This window comes from Streptomyces sp. NPDC001858 (genome assembly GCF_053594615.1).
In genome coordinates this window covers 87,936-105,109 of the sequence record NZ_JBSFEV010000032.1, presented here as the reverse complement: position 1 = coordinate 105,109, position 17,174 = coordinate 87,936, and the positions used below count along the sequence as shown (strand labels likewise).

General features: G+C 72.7%; 19 protein-coding genes. 2 read left to right on the top strand and 17 right to left on the bottom strand.

What is annotated here, in order from left to right:
* The first annotated feature begins 28 nt into the window (after nt 1-28).
* Nucleotides 29-772, top strand: a complete 744-nt coding sequence (locus ACWCPF_RS33975) for a sigma factor-like helix-turn-helix DNA-binding protein (RefSeq protein WP_451048942.1) — start codon at nt 29-31, stop codon at nt 770-772.
* 21 nt (nt 773-793) lie between these two features.
* Here the strand turns inward: ACWCPF_RS33975 and hypE are convergent, their stop codons facing one another.
* From hypE to ACWCPF_RS33890, 17 genes are all read right to left on the bottom strand, one after another.
* On the bottom strand, nt 794-1,897 hold the full coding sequence (gene hypE / locus ACWCPF_RS33970) for a hydrogenase expression/formation protein HypE (RefSeq protein ID WP_451048941.1): 1,104 nt from the start codon (nt 1,895-1,897) through the stop codon (nt 794-796).
* The gene (gene hypD, locus ACWCPF_RS33965; protein ID WP_451048940.1) at nt 1,890-3,017 is read right to left on the bottom strand and encodes a hydrogenase formation protein HypD; all 1,128 of its coding nucleotides are present in this window, start codon (nt 3,015-3,017) and stop codon (nt 1,890-1,892) included. Before hypD ends, hypE begins: the two co-directional genes overlap by 8 nt.
* Nucleotides 3,014-3,316 carry a HypC/HybG/HupF family hydrogenase formation chaperone gene (locus tag ACWCPF_RS33960; protein WP_451048939.1) on the bottom strand — a complete coding sequence of 101 codons (303 nt, stop codon included), beginning with the start codon at nt 3,314-3,316 and terminating at the stop codon, nt 3,014-3,016. The genes hypD and ACWCPF_RS33960 overlap by 4 nt, the downstream gene beginning before the upstream one ends.
* Nucleotides 3,317-3,345: 29 nt before the next feature.
* Nucleotides 3,346-5,739 carry a carbamoyltransferase HypF gene (gene hypF, locus ACWCPF_RS33955; RefSeq protein ID WP_451048938.1) on the bottom strand — a complete coding sequence of 798 codons (2,394 nt, stop codon included), beginning with the start codon at nt 5,737-5,739 and terminating at the stop codon, nt 3,346-3,348.
* Entirely contained in the window at nt 5,736-6,500 is a 765-nt protein-coding gene (hypB, locus tag ACWCPF_RS33950; protein ID WP_451048937.1) for a hydrogenase nickel incorporation protein HypB, read from the bottom strand. The genes hypF and hypB overlap by 4 nt, the downstream gene beginning before the upstream one ends.
* Nucleotides 6,501-6,503: 3 nt before the next feature.
* Complete coding sequence (locus ACWCPF_RS33945) at nt 6,504-6,911, bottom strand: hydrogenase maturation nickel metallochaperone HypA/HybF (RefSeq protein ID WP_451048936.1); 408 nt, start codon at nt 6,909-6,911, stop codon at nt 6,504-6,506.
* Nucleotides 6,912-7,031: 120 nt separating this feature from the next.
* Entirely contained in the window at nt 7,032-7,133 is a 102-nt protein-coding gene (locus tag ACWCPF_RS33940) for a DUF6893 family small protein (RefSeq protein WP_451048935.1), read from the bottom strand.
* Nucleotides 7,130-7,687: a hydrogenase maturation protease gene (locus ACWCPF_RS33935; RefSeq protein WP_451048934.1), complete on the bottom strand. Its 558-nt coding sequence runs from the start codon at nt 7,685-7,687 to the stop codon at nt 7,130-7,132. Before ACWCPF_RS33935 ends, ACWCPF_RS33940 begins: the two co-directional genes overlap by 4 nt.
* Nucleotides 7,684-9,120, bottom strand: a complete 1,437-nt coding sequence (locus tag ACWCPF_RS33930; protein ID WP_451048933.1) for a hypothetical protein — start codon at nt 9,118-9,120, stop codon at nt 7,684-7,686. Before ACWCPF_RS33930 ends, ACWCPF_RS33935 begins: the two co-directional genes overlap by 4 nt.
* Nucleotides 9,117-9,821 (bottom strand): DUF6084 family protein, encoded by a 705-nt coding sequence (locus ACWCPF_RS33925; RefSeq protein WP_451048932.1) that lies wholly within the window; start codon nt 9,819-9,821, stop codon nt 9,117-9,119. The genes ACWCPF_RS33930 and ACWCPF_RS33925 overlap by 4 nt, the downstream gene beginning before the upstream one ends.
* Complete coding sequence (locus ACWCPF_RS33920; protein ID WP_451048931.1) at nt 9,818-10,441, bottom strand: DUF5947 family protein; 624 nt, start codon at nt 10,439-10,441, stop codon at nt 9,818-9,820. The genes ACWCPF_RS33925 and ACWCPF_RS33920 overlap by 4 nt, the downstream gene beginning before the upstream one ends.
* Nucleotides 10,438-10,968, bottom strand: a complete 531-nt coding sequence (locus tag ACWCPF_RS33915) for a hypothetical protein (RefSeq protein ID WP_451048930.1) — start codon at nt 10,966-10,968, stop codon at nt 10,438-10,440. The genes ACWCPF_RS33920 and ACWCPF_RS33915 overlap by 4 nt, the downstream gene beginning before the upstream one ends.
* Nucleotides 10,965-12,746, bottom strand: coding sequence for a nickel-dependent hydrogenase large subunit (locus ACWCPF_RS33910; protein WP_451048929.1), 1,782 nt, complete (start codon nt 12,744-12,746; stop codon nt 10,965-10,967). Before ACWCPF_RS33910 ends, ACWCPF_RS33915 begins: the two co-directional genes overlap by 4 nt.
* Before the next feature lie 76 nt (nt 12,747-12,822).
* Entirely contained in the window at nt 12,823-13,881 is a 1,059-nt protein-coding gene (locus ACWCPF_RS33905) for an NADH-quinone oxidoreductase subunit B family protein (protein WP_451048928.1), read from the bottom strand.
* 156 nt (nt 13,882-14,037) lie between these two features.
* Nucleotides 14,038-15,729 carry an enoyl-CoA hydratase-related protein gene (locus ACWCPF_RS33900; protein WP_451048953.1) on the bottom strand — a complete coding sequence of 564 codons (1,692 nt, stop codon included), beginning with the start codon at nt 15,727-15,729 and terminating at the stop codon, nt 14,038-14,040.
* A 155-nt stretch (nt 15,730-15,884) separates the two neighbouring features.
* A complete protein-coding gene (locus ACWCPF_RS33895) occupies nt 15,885-16,142 on the bottom strand; it encodes a hypothetical protein (RefSeq protein WP_451048927.1) in 258 nt (85 codons plus the stop codon).
* On the bottom strand, nt 16,129-16,356 hold the full coding sequence (locus ACWCPF_RS33890) for a DUF6400 family protein (protein WP_451048926.1): 228 nt from the start codon (nt 16,354-16,356) through the stop codon (nt 16,129-16,131). Before ACWCPF_RS33890 ends, ACWCPF_RS33895 begins: the two co-directional genes overlap by 14 nt.
* 147 nt (nt 16,357-16,503) lie before the next feature.
* Between ACWCPF_RS33890 and ACWCPF_RS33885 the strand changes: the two genes are divergently transcribed.
* Nucleotides 16,504-17,076 (top strand): AMIN-like domain-containing (lipo)protein, encoded by a 573-nt coding sequence (locus ACWCPF_RS33885; protein WP_451048925.1) that lies wholly within the window; start codon nt 16,504-16,506, stop codon nt 17,074-17,076.
* Nucleotides 17,077-17,174 lie beyond the last annotated feature (98 nt).

Genomic DNA, 17,174 nt, shown 5'->3' with positions numbered 1-17,174 from the left:
CCCGGACCCCCGAACGAAGGAGCTGGTCGTGGACAGGTACACCGCCCCAGCCGGACAAGTTCGCGAGCGGGTCGGCCGTGCGGCCGACCCGATGGTCGGCGACCTGGAAGGGGCGACGAACGTGTTCGTCCGCGACATACCGGGGCTGCTCAAGATCGCCAACCGGATCGTGGGAAACGCGAACGAGGCCGAGGACGTCGTCCAGGAGGCCTGGCTGCGCTGGCAGGGCACCGACCGAACGGTCGTCCTGAATCCGTCGGCGTTGCTCAGGACGACAACCGCCCGGCTGGCGATCAACGTCGTCCAGTCCGCCTGGAGACGCCGGGAGTCCTGCGCCACTCCTTGGCTCCCGGAACGCACAGACATCCATGAGACCCCAGAAGTGCTGGTAGAGCAGCAGGACGCTGTCGAGGAAGCGGTTCTCCTCCTGATGGAGAGACTCACGCCCAGTCAACGGGCAGCCTACGTTTTGCGGGAGGGATTCGGCTACCCGTACGACCGGATCTCCGAGCTCCTGAGCCTCACCGTCGCCAACTCCAGGCAGCTGAACACCCGCGCCCACCAGCGGCTCGCCGCCGATCGCGGCAGGCAGCCGGTGGACGCGGCCGCGCATCGGCGTCTCGTCCAGGCCTTCCTCGCGGCTGCCCGGTCCGGTGATACCGCGCAGCTGGAGGACGTCCTCGCCGCGGACGCCGCCCGCGACCGCTGCGGCCCCGCACAGCCCGCCGCACGACCCGCCGTCCGGACCCCGTGCGGACCCCGCCGGGGGTAGGCCCCGGGGGCCGCGCCGCTCTCAGCAGATCCGGGGCAGTTGCTCCCCGATCGGCAGGTCGACCACCCGGGTGCCGCCCAGCCCGGTCCGGGCCACCACCATGCCGGGATGCGCCTCGACGGCCTCACCGATGACGGCGGCGTCCGCGCCCAGCGGATGGGCCCGCATCGCCGCGAGGACGGCTTCGGCGTGCTCGCGCGGGACGAAGGCCACCAGCTTGCCCTCGTTGGCCACGTACAGGGGGTCCAGGCCCAGGATGGCGCAGGCGTTGGCCACGGCCGGCGGCACGGGGACGGCGCGTTCCCGGACGACGACGCCCGTTCCGGACGCCCTGGCGATCTCGTTGAGGGCCGCTGCCAGGCCGCCCCGGGTGGGATCGCGCAGCACGTGCAGATCCCGGGTGACGGCCAGCATGGCGTCGACCAGACCGCCGAGCGCCGCGCAGTCGCTCTCGATCTCCACCCCGAACTCCAGGCCCTCGCGGACGCTCATGATCGCCACACCGTGGACGCCGACGGCCCCGCTGACGATCACCACATCCCCGGGGACGACCCGCTGCGGGCGCAGATCGACGCCTTCGGGGACGAGCCCGATGCCCGCGGTGTTGATGAAGATCCCGTCGCCGTGCCCGGCCTCGACGACCTTGGTGTCGCCGGTGGCCACCTCGACGCCGGCGGTGCGGGCCGCCGCGCCCAGGGCCTTCGCGACCCGGGCGACCACGTCGAGCTCGACGCCCTCCTCCAGGATGAACCCACAGGACAGGTAGGCCGCGCGAGCGCCGCTCATGGCGAGGTCGTTGACCGTGCCGTTGACGGCGAGGTCGCCGATGCTGCCGCCGGGGAAGAACAGCGGCCGCACCACGAAGGAGTCGGTGGAGAACGCCAGCCGGGCCCCGCCCAGGGACACGGCGGCGGCGTCGCCCAGCTGGGCGAGCACCGCGCCGCCGTAGGCGGGAGCGAAGATCTGCTGCACGAGTTCGGCGGAGAGGACCCCGCCGCCGCCGTGGCCCATGACCACCCGGGGCCGGTCGCGCAGCGGCGCGGGACAGGTCCACGCCTCGATGTCCAGCGCGGTCGCCGGGGCGGGGGCGGTGGCCGGGGCGGGGAGGTCGGTGGTGTCAGACAACGGGGGTCGCCTCCCGGGCCGTCGCGGTGGGCAGGTCGAGCCGCCGGTAGAGGTAGTAGGCGGCGCAGGCGCCCTCGCTGGAGACCATGGTGGCCCCCAGGGGCGTCCGCGGGGTGCACAGCGTGCCGAAGGCCTCGCACTCGTGCGGCTTGAGCAGCCCCTGGAGCACCTCGCCGGCGCGGCACTCGGCCGGTTCCTCGGTCCGGATGCCCTCGACCGAGAAGCGGTGCTCGGCGTCGTGGTCGCGGTACTTCGGCGACAGTCGCCAGCCGCTGTCCGGGATCACCCCGATGCCCCGCCAGGCACGGTCGGTGACCTCGAAGACGTCCTCCAGCATGGCCTGGGCGGCCGGGTTGCCCTCCGGGCGGACCGCGCGGGCGTAGGCGTTGTCGACGGTGTGCTCGCCGCGTTCCAGTTGGCGCACGGTCCGGCGTACGCCTTCGAGGATGTCGAGCGGCTCGAAGCCCGTCACGACGATCGGCACCCGGAACCGCTCGGCGAGCTCCGGGTACTCCGCCATGCCCATGACGCTGCAGACATGCCCGGCCGCGAGAAAGCCCTGCACCCGGCAGCTCGGCGAGGACATGATCGCCTCGATGGCGGGCGGCACCCGCACATGGGAGACCAGCATGCTGAAGTTGCGGACGCCCAGTTTGCGGGCCTGATGGACGGTCATGGCGTTCGGCGGGGCCGTCGTCTCGAAGCCGATGCCGAAGAACACCACCTCGCGGTCCGGGTTCTGCCGCGCGATCCGCAGCGCGTCGAGCGGCGAGTAGACGACCCGTACGTCGCCGCCCTCGCCGCGCACCTGGAACAGGTCCCGGCCGGTGCCGGGCACCCGGAGCATGTCGCCGAAGGAGCAGAAGATCACGCCCGGCCGGGAGGCGATCTCCAGCGCCTTGTCGATGACCTCCAGCGGGGTCACGCACACCGGACAGCCGGGTCCGTGGATCAACTCGACCTCCTCGGGGAGGAGTTGGTCGATGCCGTGCCGGATGATGCTGTGCGTCTGGCCGCCGCAGACCTCCATCAGCGCCCACGGCCTGGTCACCGTGGCGTGGATGTCGTCGAGGAGCCGGCGCGCCAGGTCCGGGTCCTGGAACTCGTCGATGTACCTCACTGGTTGCTCACCTCTTCCACCGGGCCCGCGCCGGCCTCCGGCACCGTCTCCCAGGGATCGCCGAACTCCTCCTGGAGCAGGCCGAGTTCGGCGAAGAGTTCGAGGGTCTGCTTCGCCGACTCCTCGTCCAGCCGTTGCAGGGCGAACCCCACGTGGACGATGGCGTACTCGCCGACCCGCAGGTCCGGCAGGTACTCCAGGCACACCTCCTTGACCACCCCGCCGAAGTCGACGGTGGCCATCCGGGTGCCGTCCCGTTCCTCGATGTCCAGCACTCTGCCGGGTACCGCCAGGCACATGGGCCTCTCCTCGCTGTGGCACGTCTTGGTCAGTCGGTGGCATCGGTTGCGTCGACGGCTTCGGCGTCGGCGACAGGGGCACGGGCACGGGCGGCCACCATCAGCTGGCCGAGGGCCAGCCCGCCGTCGTTGGGCGGCACCAGGCGGTGTCGCAGGACCGTGAAGCCGTCCTCGCGCAGGAGAGCGGCGCAGGCCGAGGACAGCAGTGTGTTGGCGAACACGCCCCCCGTCAGGGCGACCGTGTCCAGCCCGTGCCGCTCCCGCGCCCGCCCGCAGACCCGGCGCACCAGGCCCGCCACGCCCCGGTGGAACCGGGCCGCGACCAGGGCGGGTCGCATGCCCGCCCGCAGATCGGCGACGATCGCCGCGAGCACCGGCGCCGGGTCGGCCTCCACGGGGCCGTCCCCGGGCGAGCGCAGGCCGAAGACGTACGCCGTGGCGTCCCCGGCGGGTGCGCCCAGCGCGGCGTTCTCCAGCTCGACGGCGGCCTGCGCCTCGTAGCCGGACCGGTGGCACACCCCGGCGAGCGAGGACACGGCGTCGAAGAGCCGACCCATGCTGGAGGTGGGGACACAGTTCAGCCCGCGCTCCAACTGCCGTTCCAGAACGCGCAGTTCGTCGGGCGGGCAGACGGCCGTGCAGGCGAGGTCGGCCGACCAGCCGAGACCGGCCGCCCGCAGCTGCGCCAGCGCCATCCGGTACGGCCGGCGCACGGCCGCGTCGCCGCCGGGCAGCGGAACGTAGGCGAGATGCGCGAACCGCGTGTACCCGTCGTAGTCGGCCAGCAGGAACTCGCCGCCCCACACGGCCCCGTCGTCGCCGTGACCGGTGCCGTCGAAGGCGACCCCGATCACCCGCCGCCCGCCGTCCAGCCCGTGTTCGGCCATGGCGGCGGCGATGTGGGCGTGATGGTGCTGGACGCGTACGACGGGCCGGGCGGCCGCGTTCCGGTCGGCCCACTGTGCGGAGCGGTATCCGGGATGCCGGTCGGCCACCAGGGCCTCGGGCCGCACGCCGGTGATGGACTCCAGCTGGGTCACCGCGCGGGCGAAGACGGCCTGGGTGCCGAGGTCGTCCATGTCACCGATGTGCGCCGACAGCCACGCCCTGCGGTCCGCCCCGAGGCAGAAGGCGTTCTTCAGGTCGCCGCCGACGGCGAGGGCGGGCCGGACGGGCAGCGGCAGGGTGACCGGCAGCGGTGCGTAGCCGCGGGACCGGCGGATCACCAGCGGCTCCCCGTCGCACACGCGGACCACGGAGTCGTCGCAGGGGACGTGGATCGGCCGGTCGTGCACGAGCCAGGCGTCGGCCAGGTGCGCGAGCCGCTCCAGCGCCTCGGCGTCGTCGATGACGATCGGCTCCCCGGAGACGTTCCCGCTGGTCATGACCAGCAGCCGAGGGCCGTCCGGGTCGCCGGGCAGGCCGAGCAGCAGGTGGTGCAGGGGCGTGTACGGCAGCATCACGCCGAGGTCGGGGCTGCCGGGCGCGACGGCCGCGGCGACCGGCGACGCGACCACCTGCGATGCGGCCACCGGCGAGGCGGCCACCGGCGAGGCGCGTCGGCGCAGCAGCACGACGGGCCGGGCGGGGTCCTCCAGCAGCCGCCGCTCCTCGGGGCCGAGGCGCACCAGGTGCTCGACATCGTCCGCGCTTCTGGCCATGACCGCGAACGGCTTGTCCCCGCGCGCCTTCCTGAGCCGCAGCCGGGACACGGCGTCGTCGTCCGTGGCATCGCAAGCCAGGTGGTAGCCGCCCAGCCCCTTCACGGCGAGGATCGCGCCACGCGCCAGCAACGCCCGCGCCTCGGCGACCGGATCGCCGCCGCCCGCGTCCGCGCCCGCGCCGACCAGCCGCAGCCTCGGCCCGCACTCCGGGCAGGCGACCGGCTGCGCGTGGAAGCGCCGGTCGGCCGGATCGCCGTACTCGCGGGCACACTCCGCGCACATCGGGAAGCCGGCCATGGTGGTGTGGGCGCGGTCGTAGGGGACGCCGGTGACGATGGTGAAACGCGGGCCGCAGTGCGTGCAGTTGACGAAGGGGTGCCGGTACCGCCGGTCGGCCGGGTCGGCCAGCTCGGCGAGGCAGTCGGCGCAGGTGGCCGTGTCCGGGGAGACGAGCGTACGGGCCGGGCCGCCCCCGCGCGAGGCGAGGATGGTGAACGCCTCGCCTCCCGCCGCCGCCAGTTCCTGGTGGTGGACGGACTCCACCCGGGCCAGCGGCGGCGCCTGCGCCGCGATCCGGTCGCAGAACTGGGCCACGGCCGCGAAACTGCCCTCCACCTCGGCGACGACGCCCTCCGGGGTGTTGGTCACATGCCCGACCAGGGCGAGTTCGGTGGCGAGGCCGTACAGGTAGGGCCGGAAACCCACGCCCTGCACCACGCCCCGGACCACCACCCGCCGACGCAGCGCCGGGGTGCTCACGAGGGGAGGTCGGCCAGATCGCCGCCGCCCGCATGCGCATGCGGGTGCGGGTGCGGGTGCGGATGTGCATGCGGTGCGCGGGCCATGACCGGCTGGTGGACGGGCGCTCCCGAGGCCGCCACGAGCGCCCGGTCGAGCACCGCGCCTACCCCCTCCCCCCGGCGCGCCGAGGTGCGGACGATCTCCACCCCCGGATTGACCTGTTCCACGTGCGCGCGGAAGGCGTCCTCGTCGAATTCGACGGCCGCGGCGATGTCGGTCTTGGTGATCACCACCAGCTGGGCGAGACCGAAGGCGGTGGGGTACTTGAGCGGCTTGTCCTCGCCCTCGGTCACGGACGCGAGGACGACGCGGAGCGTCTCCCCCAGGTCGTAGGAGGCCGGGCAGACCAGGTTGCCGACGTTCTCCACGAACAGCAGCCGGGTGTCGTCGGGCAGCCAGCCCACCAGGTGCCCGGCGAGCATGCCGGACTCCAGATGGCACAGTCCGTCGGTGAGGACCTGTTTGACCGGGACTCCCGAACGGGCCAGCCGGGCCGCGTCGTTCTCGGTGGCGAGGTCGGCGGTCAGTGCCGCAACCGGCAGGGAGCGTTCCCGGGCCAGCAGCAGTTCGCGTTCCAGCAGGGCGGTCTTGCCGCTGCCGGGGCTGGACAGCAGGTTGACGATCGTGGTGCCGCGGGCCGCAAGGTTGCCGCGCAGCGCCTCGGCGCCGGCGTCGTTCTTCGCGAGTACGGCCTGCCGGAGGTCGACGGCACGACACATGGTTCAGCACTCCTCGGAGATCGGTTCGCGGGTGGGCGGGCGCGCCGTCGTCGGCTCGCCGCCGGCGTCCCAGCGCACGCCGACGATGCTCAGCTCCCGGCCCGCGAGCAGATCGGTCTGCGTCCCGCCGCACGCGGGACAGGTCAGCCGGGGCGGCATGCCGACGGCCCAGGTGTGCGCGCAGGACGTGCAGCGGGCCCGTCCGGGCACCGTTTCGGTGACCAGTTCGGCGCCTTCCAGCAGGGTTCCGGCACAGGCCAGTTCGAAGCAGAAGGCGAGCGAGTCGGGTACGACGCCGGCCAGTTCGCCCACCTGGAGCCGGACCGAGCGCACCGCCGTGACGTCTCCCGCCTCGGCGGCGGCCGTCTCCACCTGGTCGATGACGGCGAGCGCCACGGACATCTCGTGCATGGGTCGGTCTCTCCGTCCTCCCGGAACCGACTTCATTACAGATGCGGGTTCCGGGTCCGGCGGCCAGGCACGCCGTGACCGGCCGGGTGGGTACGCCGTTCGCCCCACCGGATCTCTGGTTCACATCCGTCGGATCCGCAGATAGCGCCGGACGTCGGGGAGCATCTCGACGAGCACGACGGCCACGACCAGGGCCGCCCCACCAGCGATGATCTTCTTCATCCCGTCTCTCCTCGGGTCGGGGCCCCATCGGTCGAGGCCTGCGCCACGGGCGGCTCGGCGCCGCCCCGCAGCAGCTCTTCGATCAGCCGCACGGCCTCGGGCACGGCGTGCGACACGGGGGCGCTGAGGCCGATGCCCTCCGCCACCGAGGCGGGCTCGCAGCCGACGATCAGGACGTGCCGCGGCGGCTCGCCCCCGGTCCCTGCGCAGAGGGTGTGCAGCAGCGCCAGGACGGCGTCGGGGGTCATCCGGTGGCCGTCGATCGCGGGCGCGGCTCCTTCGGCGGTGTCGCCGGGGCCGTCGTACTCGATCACGTACAGGGTGCCGGGGGCCTCGCCGCGGGCCGTGGCGTCGACGAGGACGAGGGTGTCGTAGCCGTCCAGGAGCTGGTAGGCGAGGTGCACCCCGCGCACGCCGATGTCGACGATCTCGACGTGCGGCGGCAGTCGCCGCTGCGTCCGTTGGCGTTCGGTCAGCCGGCGCGCGGTCTCGACGCCGAAGCCGTCGTCGCCGAGGAAGATGTTGCCGATGCCGGCGACGAGGGTGCGGGTCATGGCCGGCCGTCCAGGGGGACGATTTCGTCCGGCTGGAAGTAGAGGTAGCGGCCCTGTGCGCGGCGGATGTCGGCGCCGGGGTCGCCTTCGACGGTGACCGCCAGGTGCACCGTGCCGTCGACGTCGTGCAGTACCGCCTCGACGGTCGCGGCGCGGCCCTGGAGGAACAGGTCCTGGGCGTCGGTGTGGCGCAGGCCGGGCCGCAGTTCCACGCGGCTGCCCTTGCGCACCGGCCGGCCGTCGACCACGACCGTGTCCTGCTCGGGGTCGAAGCCCGCGTCGCTCGCCGGGTCCCACCAGGGCGTGTCCGGGCGCTGCACCCCGTGCTCGTCGGGGAAGCCGGGCGTCGTCTCCCTGATCTCCCCGGGCTCCCCGGTGACCTCCCGCAGGCTGCGCACCGCGCCGTGCAGGCGTTCCAGGACCTCCGGCGGCATCGAGTCCGCGAGGTCGATCACGGCGGCGGCCCGCTCGTCGGTGCCCCGGGCCTCGCGTTTCTCCTCGTCGGTCAGGGCGGCCGTGCGCAGCGCGAGGATCTCGTCGATCTCGGTGGCGTCGTAGAGCGTGCCCGGGCTCTCGGGGGCGATGGCCGGGTGGTCCTCCAGGATGATCGGCGAGGAGAGCACGAGGTCGGCGCGGCCGGGTTCGCCCGCGAGCACGGGCCAGGTGTGCAGGTTGCGGCACGCGGCGGCGGCGCCCTTGGCCCACTCGGGGGGATCGGTCATCGAGAGGAACGATCCGGCGCTGAGGGCCATGAGGAGGTGGGCGGAGACCAGGGAGTGCGGGAGTGCCGCGTCCCGGTCGGCGCCGCGCCCTTCGGGGGCCGTCCAGTCGCTGGTGTTCTCGACGACCGCGGTCAGCCGCAGGGTGCGGTAGGGGCCGTCGAGTTCGCGGGCGGACAGCCTGATCCGCCCGCTGATCTCCTCGCACCGGCGCACCAGTCGGCCGACGGTGCGGCCGGCGGCGTCCAGGACCGGTTGGGCGTCCTCCCGGGCGGGCCGTCGGAAGGGGTGCGTGACGCCGTCGCCGAGCAGGTCCGTCACCTGCGCCACGACCTCGACGCGCTCCTCGACGCCCTCGTCCCAGGGCACCAGCACCCGGTCGTCGAGGCGGAGTTCGGGGACCGTCTCGTAGTCGCCGTCCGGGCGGAGCCGCTGCACGGTGCGCCGCCGGGCGTGCAGGAAGCGCGCCTCGACCGCGAGGGTCGCGCCCGGCTTCGGCTCCATCAGGCACTCGGTGTACTGGAAGTCGTGCTCCTCGCACTCGGCGCCCCAGCCGGGCGGCACGAGCACCCCGAACTGCCAGCGCAGCCGGTTCTTGGCCGCCGAGGCGCGGTACGGGTAGAGCACATAGCCCTCGAAGAGCACGGCGTCGGCCACCTGCCGGGCGAGGGCGAACCGCTCCTCCGTCTCGGGGGCGAACGCGGTCACGGTCACGGGTCGGTCCTTCCGGTGAGCGCACAGAACGGGTCGCGCACGGACGGGTCGGGCGCAGACGGATCGGGCGCAGACGGGTCGGCGTGGTCCAGCAGCGCCTTCAGCGTCGCCTCCCAGGAGGGCAGCGCGTGCCGGGAGCGGTAGGCGAGGAGGGCGTCCATGGTGTCGCTCGGGAGTCGGATCCAGCCGCAGCCGGGGAAGTGCTGTTCGAGCATCTCCCGCCATACGGCGACCGGCATCCGGAAGTTCGCCTCCCGGTCCCATGGGACGGGCTCGACCTGGAAGCCGGCGGCTCCGGTGAACGCCGTGCCGGAGAAGAGCATCAGCAGCGGGACCTCTCCGTCGGCGAGGGCGGTGAGGTACCGGGTGGCGGCGATGTCCATGTCGTAGGTGCAGGGGACGACGAGATCGACGTCGGTCTCCCCGGTGAAGGAGGGCACCATCACCGGCACCTGGGCGAACTGCACCGGCTGGAGCGTGCTGCCCCAGCGGGAGCGTTCGCCGAAGAGGTCGCTCAGGCCGTCGGCCTCGGCGGACGTGTAGCCGCGGCGGGCGGGTTCGATGCGGAGCTGGCAGCGCAGCGCGAGGGCGTGCACGGGGGCGTTCCGGGAGGCCGTGACGCGCAGCCGGAAGACGAGGGTCGGGCCGGCCGCGTACCGGTCGGCGCGGACCCCGGTGCAGGCGAAGGAGAACTCGGTCACGGTCGGACCGCCTCCTCCACCGGTCGGGCCCGCCGCCCGACCTCGTCGAAGAAGGCGTCCAGGGCGGCCCGGGCCTCGGCCCCGCCGTCGAAGCCCTGCCACAACAGCCGCATGCGGCCCACGAGTTCGTAGCAGATGTCGATCGGGACGAGATGGCACTCGATCCGGCCCTCGGTGCGGCGCAGGAGCAGCGCCTCGACGTCCGCTTCGAGGAGCTCCGCGAGCCGGCTGCCGCCGAGGACCTCGGTCCAGACGGCCGGTTCGAGTTGGCTCTCGGTGGCGCCGGCCGGACTCGGGTAGAGGGCGACCAGCCGGTCGAGGGCGGCGTTGCGGAAGAAGAAGGCGACGCCGACCGGGATCTGGAGCGCGTCCCAGGCACCGTCGTCGAGGCGGTGGGCAGGGTCGGTCAGAAAGCGGTCCGGGACCGCGCGGAAGCGGCCCGCGGCGGCGCCCGGCGTTTCCATCAGCAGCGCGCAGGCGGTGCAGGCGCAGGCGAGGGCGCGCTTCTCGGTGTCGACGAGGTGGCGGTGGTCGCCGGGCACGGGCACCGCGCACAGTTCGCACCGTTCGGGCTGCGGCGGGCGCTCGGTGAGGAATCTGCGCAGGCCCAGCGCGTTCATCGGCTCCCCACCGGGCCGGTACCGATCTGGAGCAGTGCGGGCGCCGACTCCACGACCACCGCCGTGACCTCCGGCGCGAAGCAGGCGAGGGCGGCCCGCGCGGCTTCCTGGGCATCGGCTCCGGAGCCGCAGCCGCAGCCGCCGGAGGCGCGCGAGCGCAGCCGCAGGGCGCCGCTCGCCGTGTCGAAGTCCACGGCCTCCAGGCCGTGTTCGCGCACGCTGTCGAGGGCCCGGGCGATCCGGGCGTCGCGGTCCTCGGGGTGCAGGTCGTGCAGGACGAGCAGGCTCGCGACCAGTTCGTCGCCGAGCAGCGTCCCGGGAATGCCCGCGGGCGCGGCGGACAACAGCTGGACGACGCGGGCGAGGCCGGAGCCGTAGAAGTCCATGAGGGAGCGGACGAGTTCCTCGGCCGCGGCCGACGCGAGCGGGTCGCCGCTCGCGGCCAGCTTGTCCAGGACCTCCTCGATCCGGCGCCCGGTCTGCTCGGCGTCGGCCGGCCGGGCCGCCGCCGACGGGCTCGCGCTCATCCGCCGAGTCCGCTCAGGCCGGTGGGCACGTGCATGGTCTTCACCGTCTTGCCGCCGCCGACGTACATGTGGACGCCGCAGGGCAGACAGGGGTCGAAGCTGCGGACGGCGCGCATGATGTCGATGCCCTTGAAGTTCTCCGGGGTGTTCTCCTCGAAGATCGGGGTGTTCTGCACGGCGTCCTCGTAGGGGCCGGGCGTGCCGTAGGAGTCGCGGACGCTGGCGTTCCACGGGGTGGGCGGGTAGGGGTGGTAGTTGGCGATCTTGCCGTCGCGGATCACCATGTGGTGGGAGAGGACGCCGCGGACGGCCTCGGTGAAGCCGACGCCGAGCCCTTCGTCCGGGACCTCGAACTTCTCCCAGGTCTGGGTGCGTCCGGCGCGGACCTCCGCGAGGCCCTGCTCGGCGCAGTGCAGGGCGACGGCGGCGGCGTAGGCCTGGAAGTAGGTGCGGGCGCGGTTGCGCTCCAGCGCGTTGGACCACTTCGGGATCTTCCACTCGAAGGTGGTCTCCGGCTTGGTCATGGTGCGCGGCAGGTTGATGACCACGCTGTGGCCGGTGGCCTTGACGTACCCGATGTCGACGAGCCCGGACAGGGCGGTGGACCACAGGCGGGCGATGGGGCCGCCGCCGGTGTCCAGCGCGAGGTGGTCCTTGCCGTCGAACCAGCGCGGGGACATGACCCAGCTGTACTTGTCGTCGAAGTTCCGCTTCTGCGGGGCCGGGATGGTGTGCTGGTTCCACGGGTGGCGCGGGTCGACCGGGTTGCCGAGCGGGTCGTGGGTGACGAACTGCTCCTGGCCCTGCCAGTCCTCGTAGTAGGAGCTGCCCAGCAGGATGCGGATGCCGAGGTTGATCTCGGTGAGGTCGTTGGTGACGAGCTTGCCGTCCACGATGACGCCGGGGGTGACGAACATCCGCCGGCCCCAGTTCGTCATGTTGGCGTAGGTGAAGTCGCAGTACTCGGGGTCGTTGAGGGCGCCCCAGCAGCCGAGCAGGACGCGGCGGCGGCCGACCTCCTCGTAGCCGGGCAGCGCCTCGTAGAAGAAGTCGAACAGGTCGTCGTGCAGGGGGACGACGCGCTTCATGAACTCGACGTACCGCATCAGGCGGCTCATGTAGTCGGTGAAGAGCTGCACGGAGGCCACCGTGCCGACGCCGCCCGGGTAGAGCGTGGAGGGGTGCACATGGCGGCCCTCCATCAGGCAGAACATCTCCCGCGTGTACCGGCTGACCTGGAGGGCCTCGCGGTAGAACTCGCCTTCGAGGGGGTTGAGCGAGCGCATGATGTCGGCGATCGTGCGGTAGCCGTGCTCGGCGGCGTGCGGGGCCTCGGTGCGCTCGGCGAGTTCGAGGACGCCGGGGTTGGTCTCCCGGACCATCTTCTCGCAGTAGTCCACCCCGACCAGGTTCTCCTGGAAGATGTTGTGGTCGAACATGTACTCCGCGGACTCGCCGAGGTTGATGATCCACTCGGCGAGGTGCGGCGGCTTCACGCCGTACGCCATGTTCTGCGCGTACACCGAGCAGGTGGCGTGGTTGTCGCCGCAGATCCCGCAGATGCGGCTGGTGATGAAGTGCGCGTCGCGGGGGTCCTTGCCGCGCATGAAGACGCTGTAGCCGCGGAAGACCGACGAGGTGCTGTAGCACTCCGCGACCCGCTTCTGCTTGAAGTCGATCTTCGTGTGGATGCCCAGGCTGCCCACGATCCGGGTGATCGGGTCCCAGGACATCTCCACCAGGCCGCTGCCGTCGCCGGCCGTCTTCGTCCGTGCCATCGTCTGTGCCGTGCCCTTCGTTGCGGGTGGGGTGTCGGGTGCTCCGGTGCGTCGGGTGCTCAGCTGCGGCGGCGGGTCACCACGGGGGCCGGTAACCGGTGGTGATCTTCTCGCCGGTTCGGCGCCACTTGGGTTCCTTGTCCAGCGTCTTCGCCGTGATCGTCCGCATCCGTCGGACCACGGCCCCGTAGGCGCCGCTGGCGGTGGTGGAGACCTTGGCTCCGGGGGGCTCGTCCATGAACGGCATGAACTTGTCGGGGAAGCCGGGCATGGTGCAGGCGATGCAGATGCCGCCGACGTTCGGGCAGCCGCCGATGCCGTTCATCCAGCCGCGTTTGGGCACGTTGCACTTGACGACCGGACCCCAGCAGCCGATCTTGACCAGGCACTTCGGCGAGTCGTACGTCGTCGCGAACTCGCCCTGCTCGTAGTAGCCGGCGCGGTCGCAGCCCTCGTGGACGGTGTTCCCGAACAGCCAGGTCGGGCGCAGCTTGTCGTCCAGCGGGATCATCGGGGCGGAGCCGGCCGCCTGGTAGAGCAGGTAGGTGAGCGTCTCGGCGAAGTTGTCGGGCTGGATCGGACAGCCGGGGACGCACACGATCGGGATGCCGGCCTTGGACTTCCACTCCCAGCCGAGGTAGTCCGGCACGCCCATGGCTCCGGTCGGGTTGCCCGCCATGGCGTGGATGCCGCCGTAGGTGGCGCAGGTGCCGATGGCGACCACGGCCAGCGCCTTGGGCGCGAGCCGGTCGATCCACTCGCTGGTGGTGATCGGCTGGCCGGTCTCGGGGTTGTCGCCGAAGCCGCACCAGTAGCCCTCGGGCTTGATCGCCTCGTTGGGCACGGACCCCTCGACGACCAGCACGAACGGATCGATCTCGCCCCGCTCGCCCTTGAAGAACCACTCGATGAACGTGTCCGCGCCGCCGACCGGACCGCACTCGAAGTCGATCAGCGGCCAGTGCACGGCGATCTTGGGCAGCCCTGGCAGCACTCCGAGGACGATCTCCTCGATGCTCGGCTGCATGGCCGCCGTGAGCGCGACCGAGTCGCCGTCGCAGCTCAGGCCCGCGTTGATCCAGAGGATGTGGATCGTGGGTGTCTCTTCGGCCGTCTTCGGCGCCGCCTCAGTCATGGGATCGCCTCCTGGGGAGGTAGGGGATCAAGGCGAGCATTCGCCCTAAATGTTCTCCGGAGTCCTTCATGTTTCTTCGTATCAGCCGTTCGGCCGCGACGAGACGCCATGGGGGGCCGTTCCGGTGAATTCGACGGCGAACGGCCCCGTAGGGGTTTAGACGAGGTGCGAGGGGGTGTGGCCGGGGCGCTCCTTGCGGACGAAGGCCCGGCGCAGGGCGTGGTACGGGGCGTCCGGGTCGTCGAAGGTCTGCCGCATCCGGGCCAGCTCACGCTCCCGGAACCCGGCGAGCGGGGCGGTGCTCTCCCGCAGCTCCAGCTCCCTCTTCTTCGCGGCGATGCGGGCCTCCGTCGCCGGCAGCCCGGCCAGATACGCGGCCAGCCGGCGGACGTCCGCGGCGAACGCCTCGGGGTCGGCCTCCACCACCAGGTCGACGAGGCCCAGCTCCTCGGCGCGCGCCGAGCTCACCGGCAGCATGTCCCGCATGAGCCGGTCGGCCACCGCCGGACCGACCCTGCGGGGCAGGGTGTGCGTCCAGTACTCCGAGCCGTACAGGCCCAGCAGGCCGTAGTGGGGGTTCCACACGGCCCCGGCGCGGCACCACACCTCGTCCGCCGCGAGGGCGAGCATCGCCCCGCCGGCCGCTGCGTTGCCCGCGACGGCGGCGACGACCAGGCGGTCCGTGGTGGTCAGCACCGCCTCGACGAGGTCGTCCATGGCGTCGATGTTGGCCCAGGACTCGGCGCCGGGGTCGTCGGCGGCCTCGATGACGCCCAGGTGGATCCCGTTGGAGAAGAAGTCGCGCTCGCCGCCCAGCACCAGTACGGAGGTGGGGCGGGCGCAGGCCTCGCGGTAGGCGCGCAGCAGGCGGCGGCACTGCTCGGTGCTCATGGCGCCGCCCGGGAAGGAGAACGAGAGGCAGCCGACGCTCCCGTCCTCCCGGTAGCGGATGTCGGTCCATCCGGGGTACCCCGCGTCGGGCAGCGTGGGCGGGGCGTGCTCGGGCAGGGGCGGCAGCCGGTCGCCCAGCGCCTGTACGGCGGGGAGCCTGAACGTGGGCGGCCGCCCGGGCAGCCGGCGCGGCCTCAGCTCGGGGATCCACACCGCGCCGTCGGTGGTGGCCCGGCAGATCGCCCCGGCCCGGGTGGCGAGCAGTTCGCCGGGGCTGCCGCGCAGCACGCCTTCGGGGTGGCCGCCGTGCAGATACCATTCGCCGCCGAGCAGCACGTCGAGCACTCCGGGCTGCGAGTCCGCGGCCCGCAGCTTGCGCACGACGGTCCGGGTGGAGTCCTCGGCCCAGTCGATGCGCCGCACGCTCTGGTCGAGGTAGGGGCGGACGCGCGGCAGGCCGTCCTGCGCGCACAGTTCGCTCTGGGGGCGCGGCTCGTGGGTCCCGCCGGCGAAGCGGTCCACGGCGAGGAGGACGGCTTCGAGGGCGGCGTCGGCGATCTCGCCCCGGTACAGGTCGCTCTTGGCGACCGGGGGAACCCGGCACGCGACACCGGCCCACACGTCGCCCGCGTCCAGCTCCCCGACGGCCTGCAGCACCGTGACGCCCCACGCGTCGACGCCCTCGTGGATCGCCCAGTCCAGCGAGGAGGGTCCGCGGTCGCCCACCGGCCCCGGATGGACCACGAAGCAGGTGTACGCCGTCCACACCTCCTCGGGGATCGCCGTCTTCAGTATCGGCGCCACGACGAGCTGCGGGTCGTGGCGGCGGACGGCGGCCGGCAGCGAACCGTCCGGGAGGGCGAGTTCCACGGCCACGTGGTGGCCGCGGTCGCGGAGTTCGGCGTGGACACGCTGGGTGAGGCTGTTGAACGCGCCGGCCACGAGCAGGATGTGCACAGCTGTCTCCAGGCGGACGAGGGGCACGCCGGGACGCCCCGGCCGACTGCGATCCTCCGGTGCGCCGGGCGGCTGCCGCCGCCGACAGACGGTGAGGTCATCCGAAAGCAGGCCTCGATCCGCCGTCCGGCCTCAACGCCGGGGCGATGTCCTGGTCAGCGTGGCCGCAGGCCGCTGATGACGCGCTCCCAACGGGAGCGGGTGGCGCCGAACCCGGTCTCGTGGGTCCAGCTGTGGGTGCAGGAGGGGCACTGCAGATGCAGCAGGCTGCCGGTGTTGGAGAGCAGGTAGCGCCAGTGCGTGGAGCAGCTGCGGCCGTCGGCGCAGGCGGCGCAGCCCTGCCGGTCGTCGCAGTTCGGGCAGGCGATCCAGGCGCGACGGCCGATGTCGGCCTGCGGGTCAAGGGGCAGCATGGCCGTCCCCTCGCCCGGGGAGCACACCGGCGGCGACCAGTTCGTCGTGGACGCGCTGCTGGTCGGCGTCGAGGCCGGAGTACAGCAGGGCGTACGCCTCCTGCTCGCCGCGCAGGGCCTCGCCGGGATCCCAGTCGGGGCCCACGGCGTCCAGCACGTGCGCCCGCCGGAGCATTTCGTGCGCGCTGAGATCGATGGCGAAATCGTCGGACATGCGACTGAACTTAGGTAAGCCTTCCTCTCCCGGGCAAGAGTAGGTGGGGGAAGTCACAGCTCCGAAGACCGCAGGGCCGCGGTGCAACCTTCAGGTCAATCCGGTTGTCTCAGTAGATATCCGACACATACAGCTTCGGGGGAGATCATGGTACGAACCAGAATCGTCTGGGCGACCGCCGCCCTGCTGACCGCCACGCTGGCCGTGGCCGCAGCCCCGGCCGTCGCCGCACCCACCACCGCCACCCGGGCCGCCGCCGCCTGCCCGACCGGCTGGGGCAGCCTCGACAAGACGTACCTCTCGGGCACGACGACGCCGGTGACGAACGTCAGGACCGGCCGCCACGACTGCTACGACCGGTTCGTCATCGACGTTCCCGGCACGAGCAGCGCCGAGCTCGGCTACGCGGTGGGCTACGTCGACCAGCTCTACCAGGACGGATCCGGCCGGCCCATCGCGGTCGGCGGCGGGGCCGTCATCGAGGTCCGGGTGAGCGCGCCCGCCTACGACGTCGAGACCGGCGCCTCCACCTATCCCGGGCGGGTCGCACAGCCCCTGCCGGGAGTGAACCTCACCGGGTACTCCACGTTCCGGGACACCCGCTACGCCGGCAGTTTCGAGGGCGTGACGCAGTTCGGGCTCGGGGTCCGCGCGCGGCTGCCCTTCCAGGTGCTGCGGCTGCCCGGCCATGTCGTGGTGGACGTGGCCCACACCTGGTGACACCTTCCAGGCCGCGATGTCCGACCCGGGGACATCGCGGCCGAGTCCTCGTAGGCTGACGGTCGCCGCTCGCACGCCCGCCACCCCCCGCAGAGGAC

What these genes read in the sequence shown, in the direction of transcription:
- ACWCPF_RS33885 (WP_451048925.1), top strand. Translation starts at nt 16,504, where the DNA reads ATGGTACGAACCAGAATCGTCTGGGCGACCGCCGCCCTGCTGACCGCC.
- ACWCPF_RS33920 (WP_451048931.1), bottom strand. Translation starts at nt 10,441, where the DNA reads ATGAACGCGCTGGGCCTGCGCAGATTCCTCACCGAGCGCCCGCCGCAG.
- ACWCPF_RS33945 (WP_451048936.1), bottom strand. Translation starts at nt 6,911, where the DNA reads ATGCACGAGATGTCCGTGGCGCTCGCCGTCATCGACCAGGTGGAGACG.
- ACWCPF_RS33895 (WP_451048927.1), bottom strand. Translation starts at nt 16,142, where the DNA reads ATGCTGCCCCTTGACCCGCAGGCCGACATCGGCCGTCGCGCCTGGATC.
- ACWCPF_RS33940 (WP_451048935.1), bottom strand. Translation starts at nt 7,133, where the DNA reads ATGAAGAAGATCATCGCTGGTGGGGCGGCCCTGGTCGTGGCCGTCGTG.
- ACWCPF_RS33915 (WP_451048930.1), bottom strand. Translation starts at nt 10,968, where the DNA reads ATGAGCGCGAGCCCGTCGGCGGCGGCCCGGCCGGCCGACGCCGAGCAG.
- ACWCPF_RS33905 (WP_451048928.1), bottom strand. Translation starts at nt 13,881, where the DNA reads ATGACTGAGGCGGCGCCGAAGACGGCCGAAGAGACACCCACGATCCAC.
- ACWCPF_RS33910 (WP_451048929.1), bottom strand. Translation starts at nt 12,746, where the DNA reads ATGGCACGGACGAAGACGGCCGGCGACGGCAGCGGCCTGGTGGAGATG.
- ACWCPF_RS33890 (WP_451048926.1), bottom strand. Translation starts at nt 16,356, where the DNA reads ATGTCCGACGATTTCGCCATCGATCTCAGCGCGCACGAAATGCTCCGG.
- ACWCPF_RS33960 (WP_451048939.1), bottom strand. Translation starts at nt 3,316, where the DNA reads ATGTGCCTGGCGGTACCCGGCAGAGTGCTGGACATCGAGGAACGGGAC.
- hypB (WP_451048937.1), bottom strand. Translation starts at nt 6,500, where the DNA reads ATGTGTCGTGCCGTCGACCTCCGGCAGGCCGTACTCGCGAAGAACGAC.
- ACWCPF_RS33935 (WP_451048934.1), bottom strand. Translation starts at nt 7,687, where the DNA reads ATGACCCGCACCCTCGTCGCCGGCATCGGCAACATCTTCCTCGGCGAC.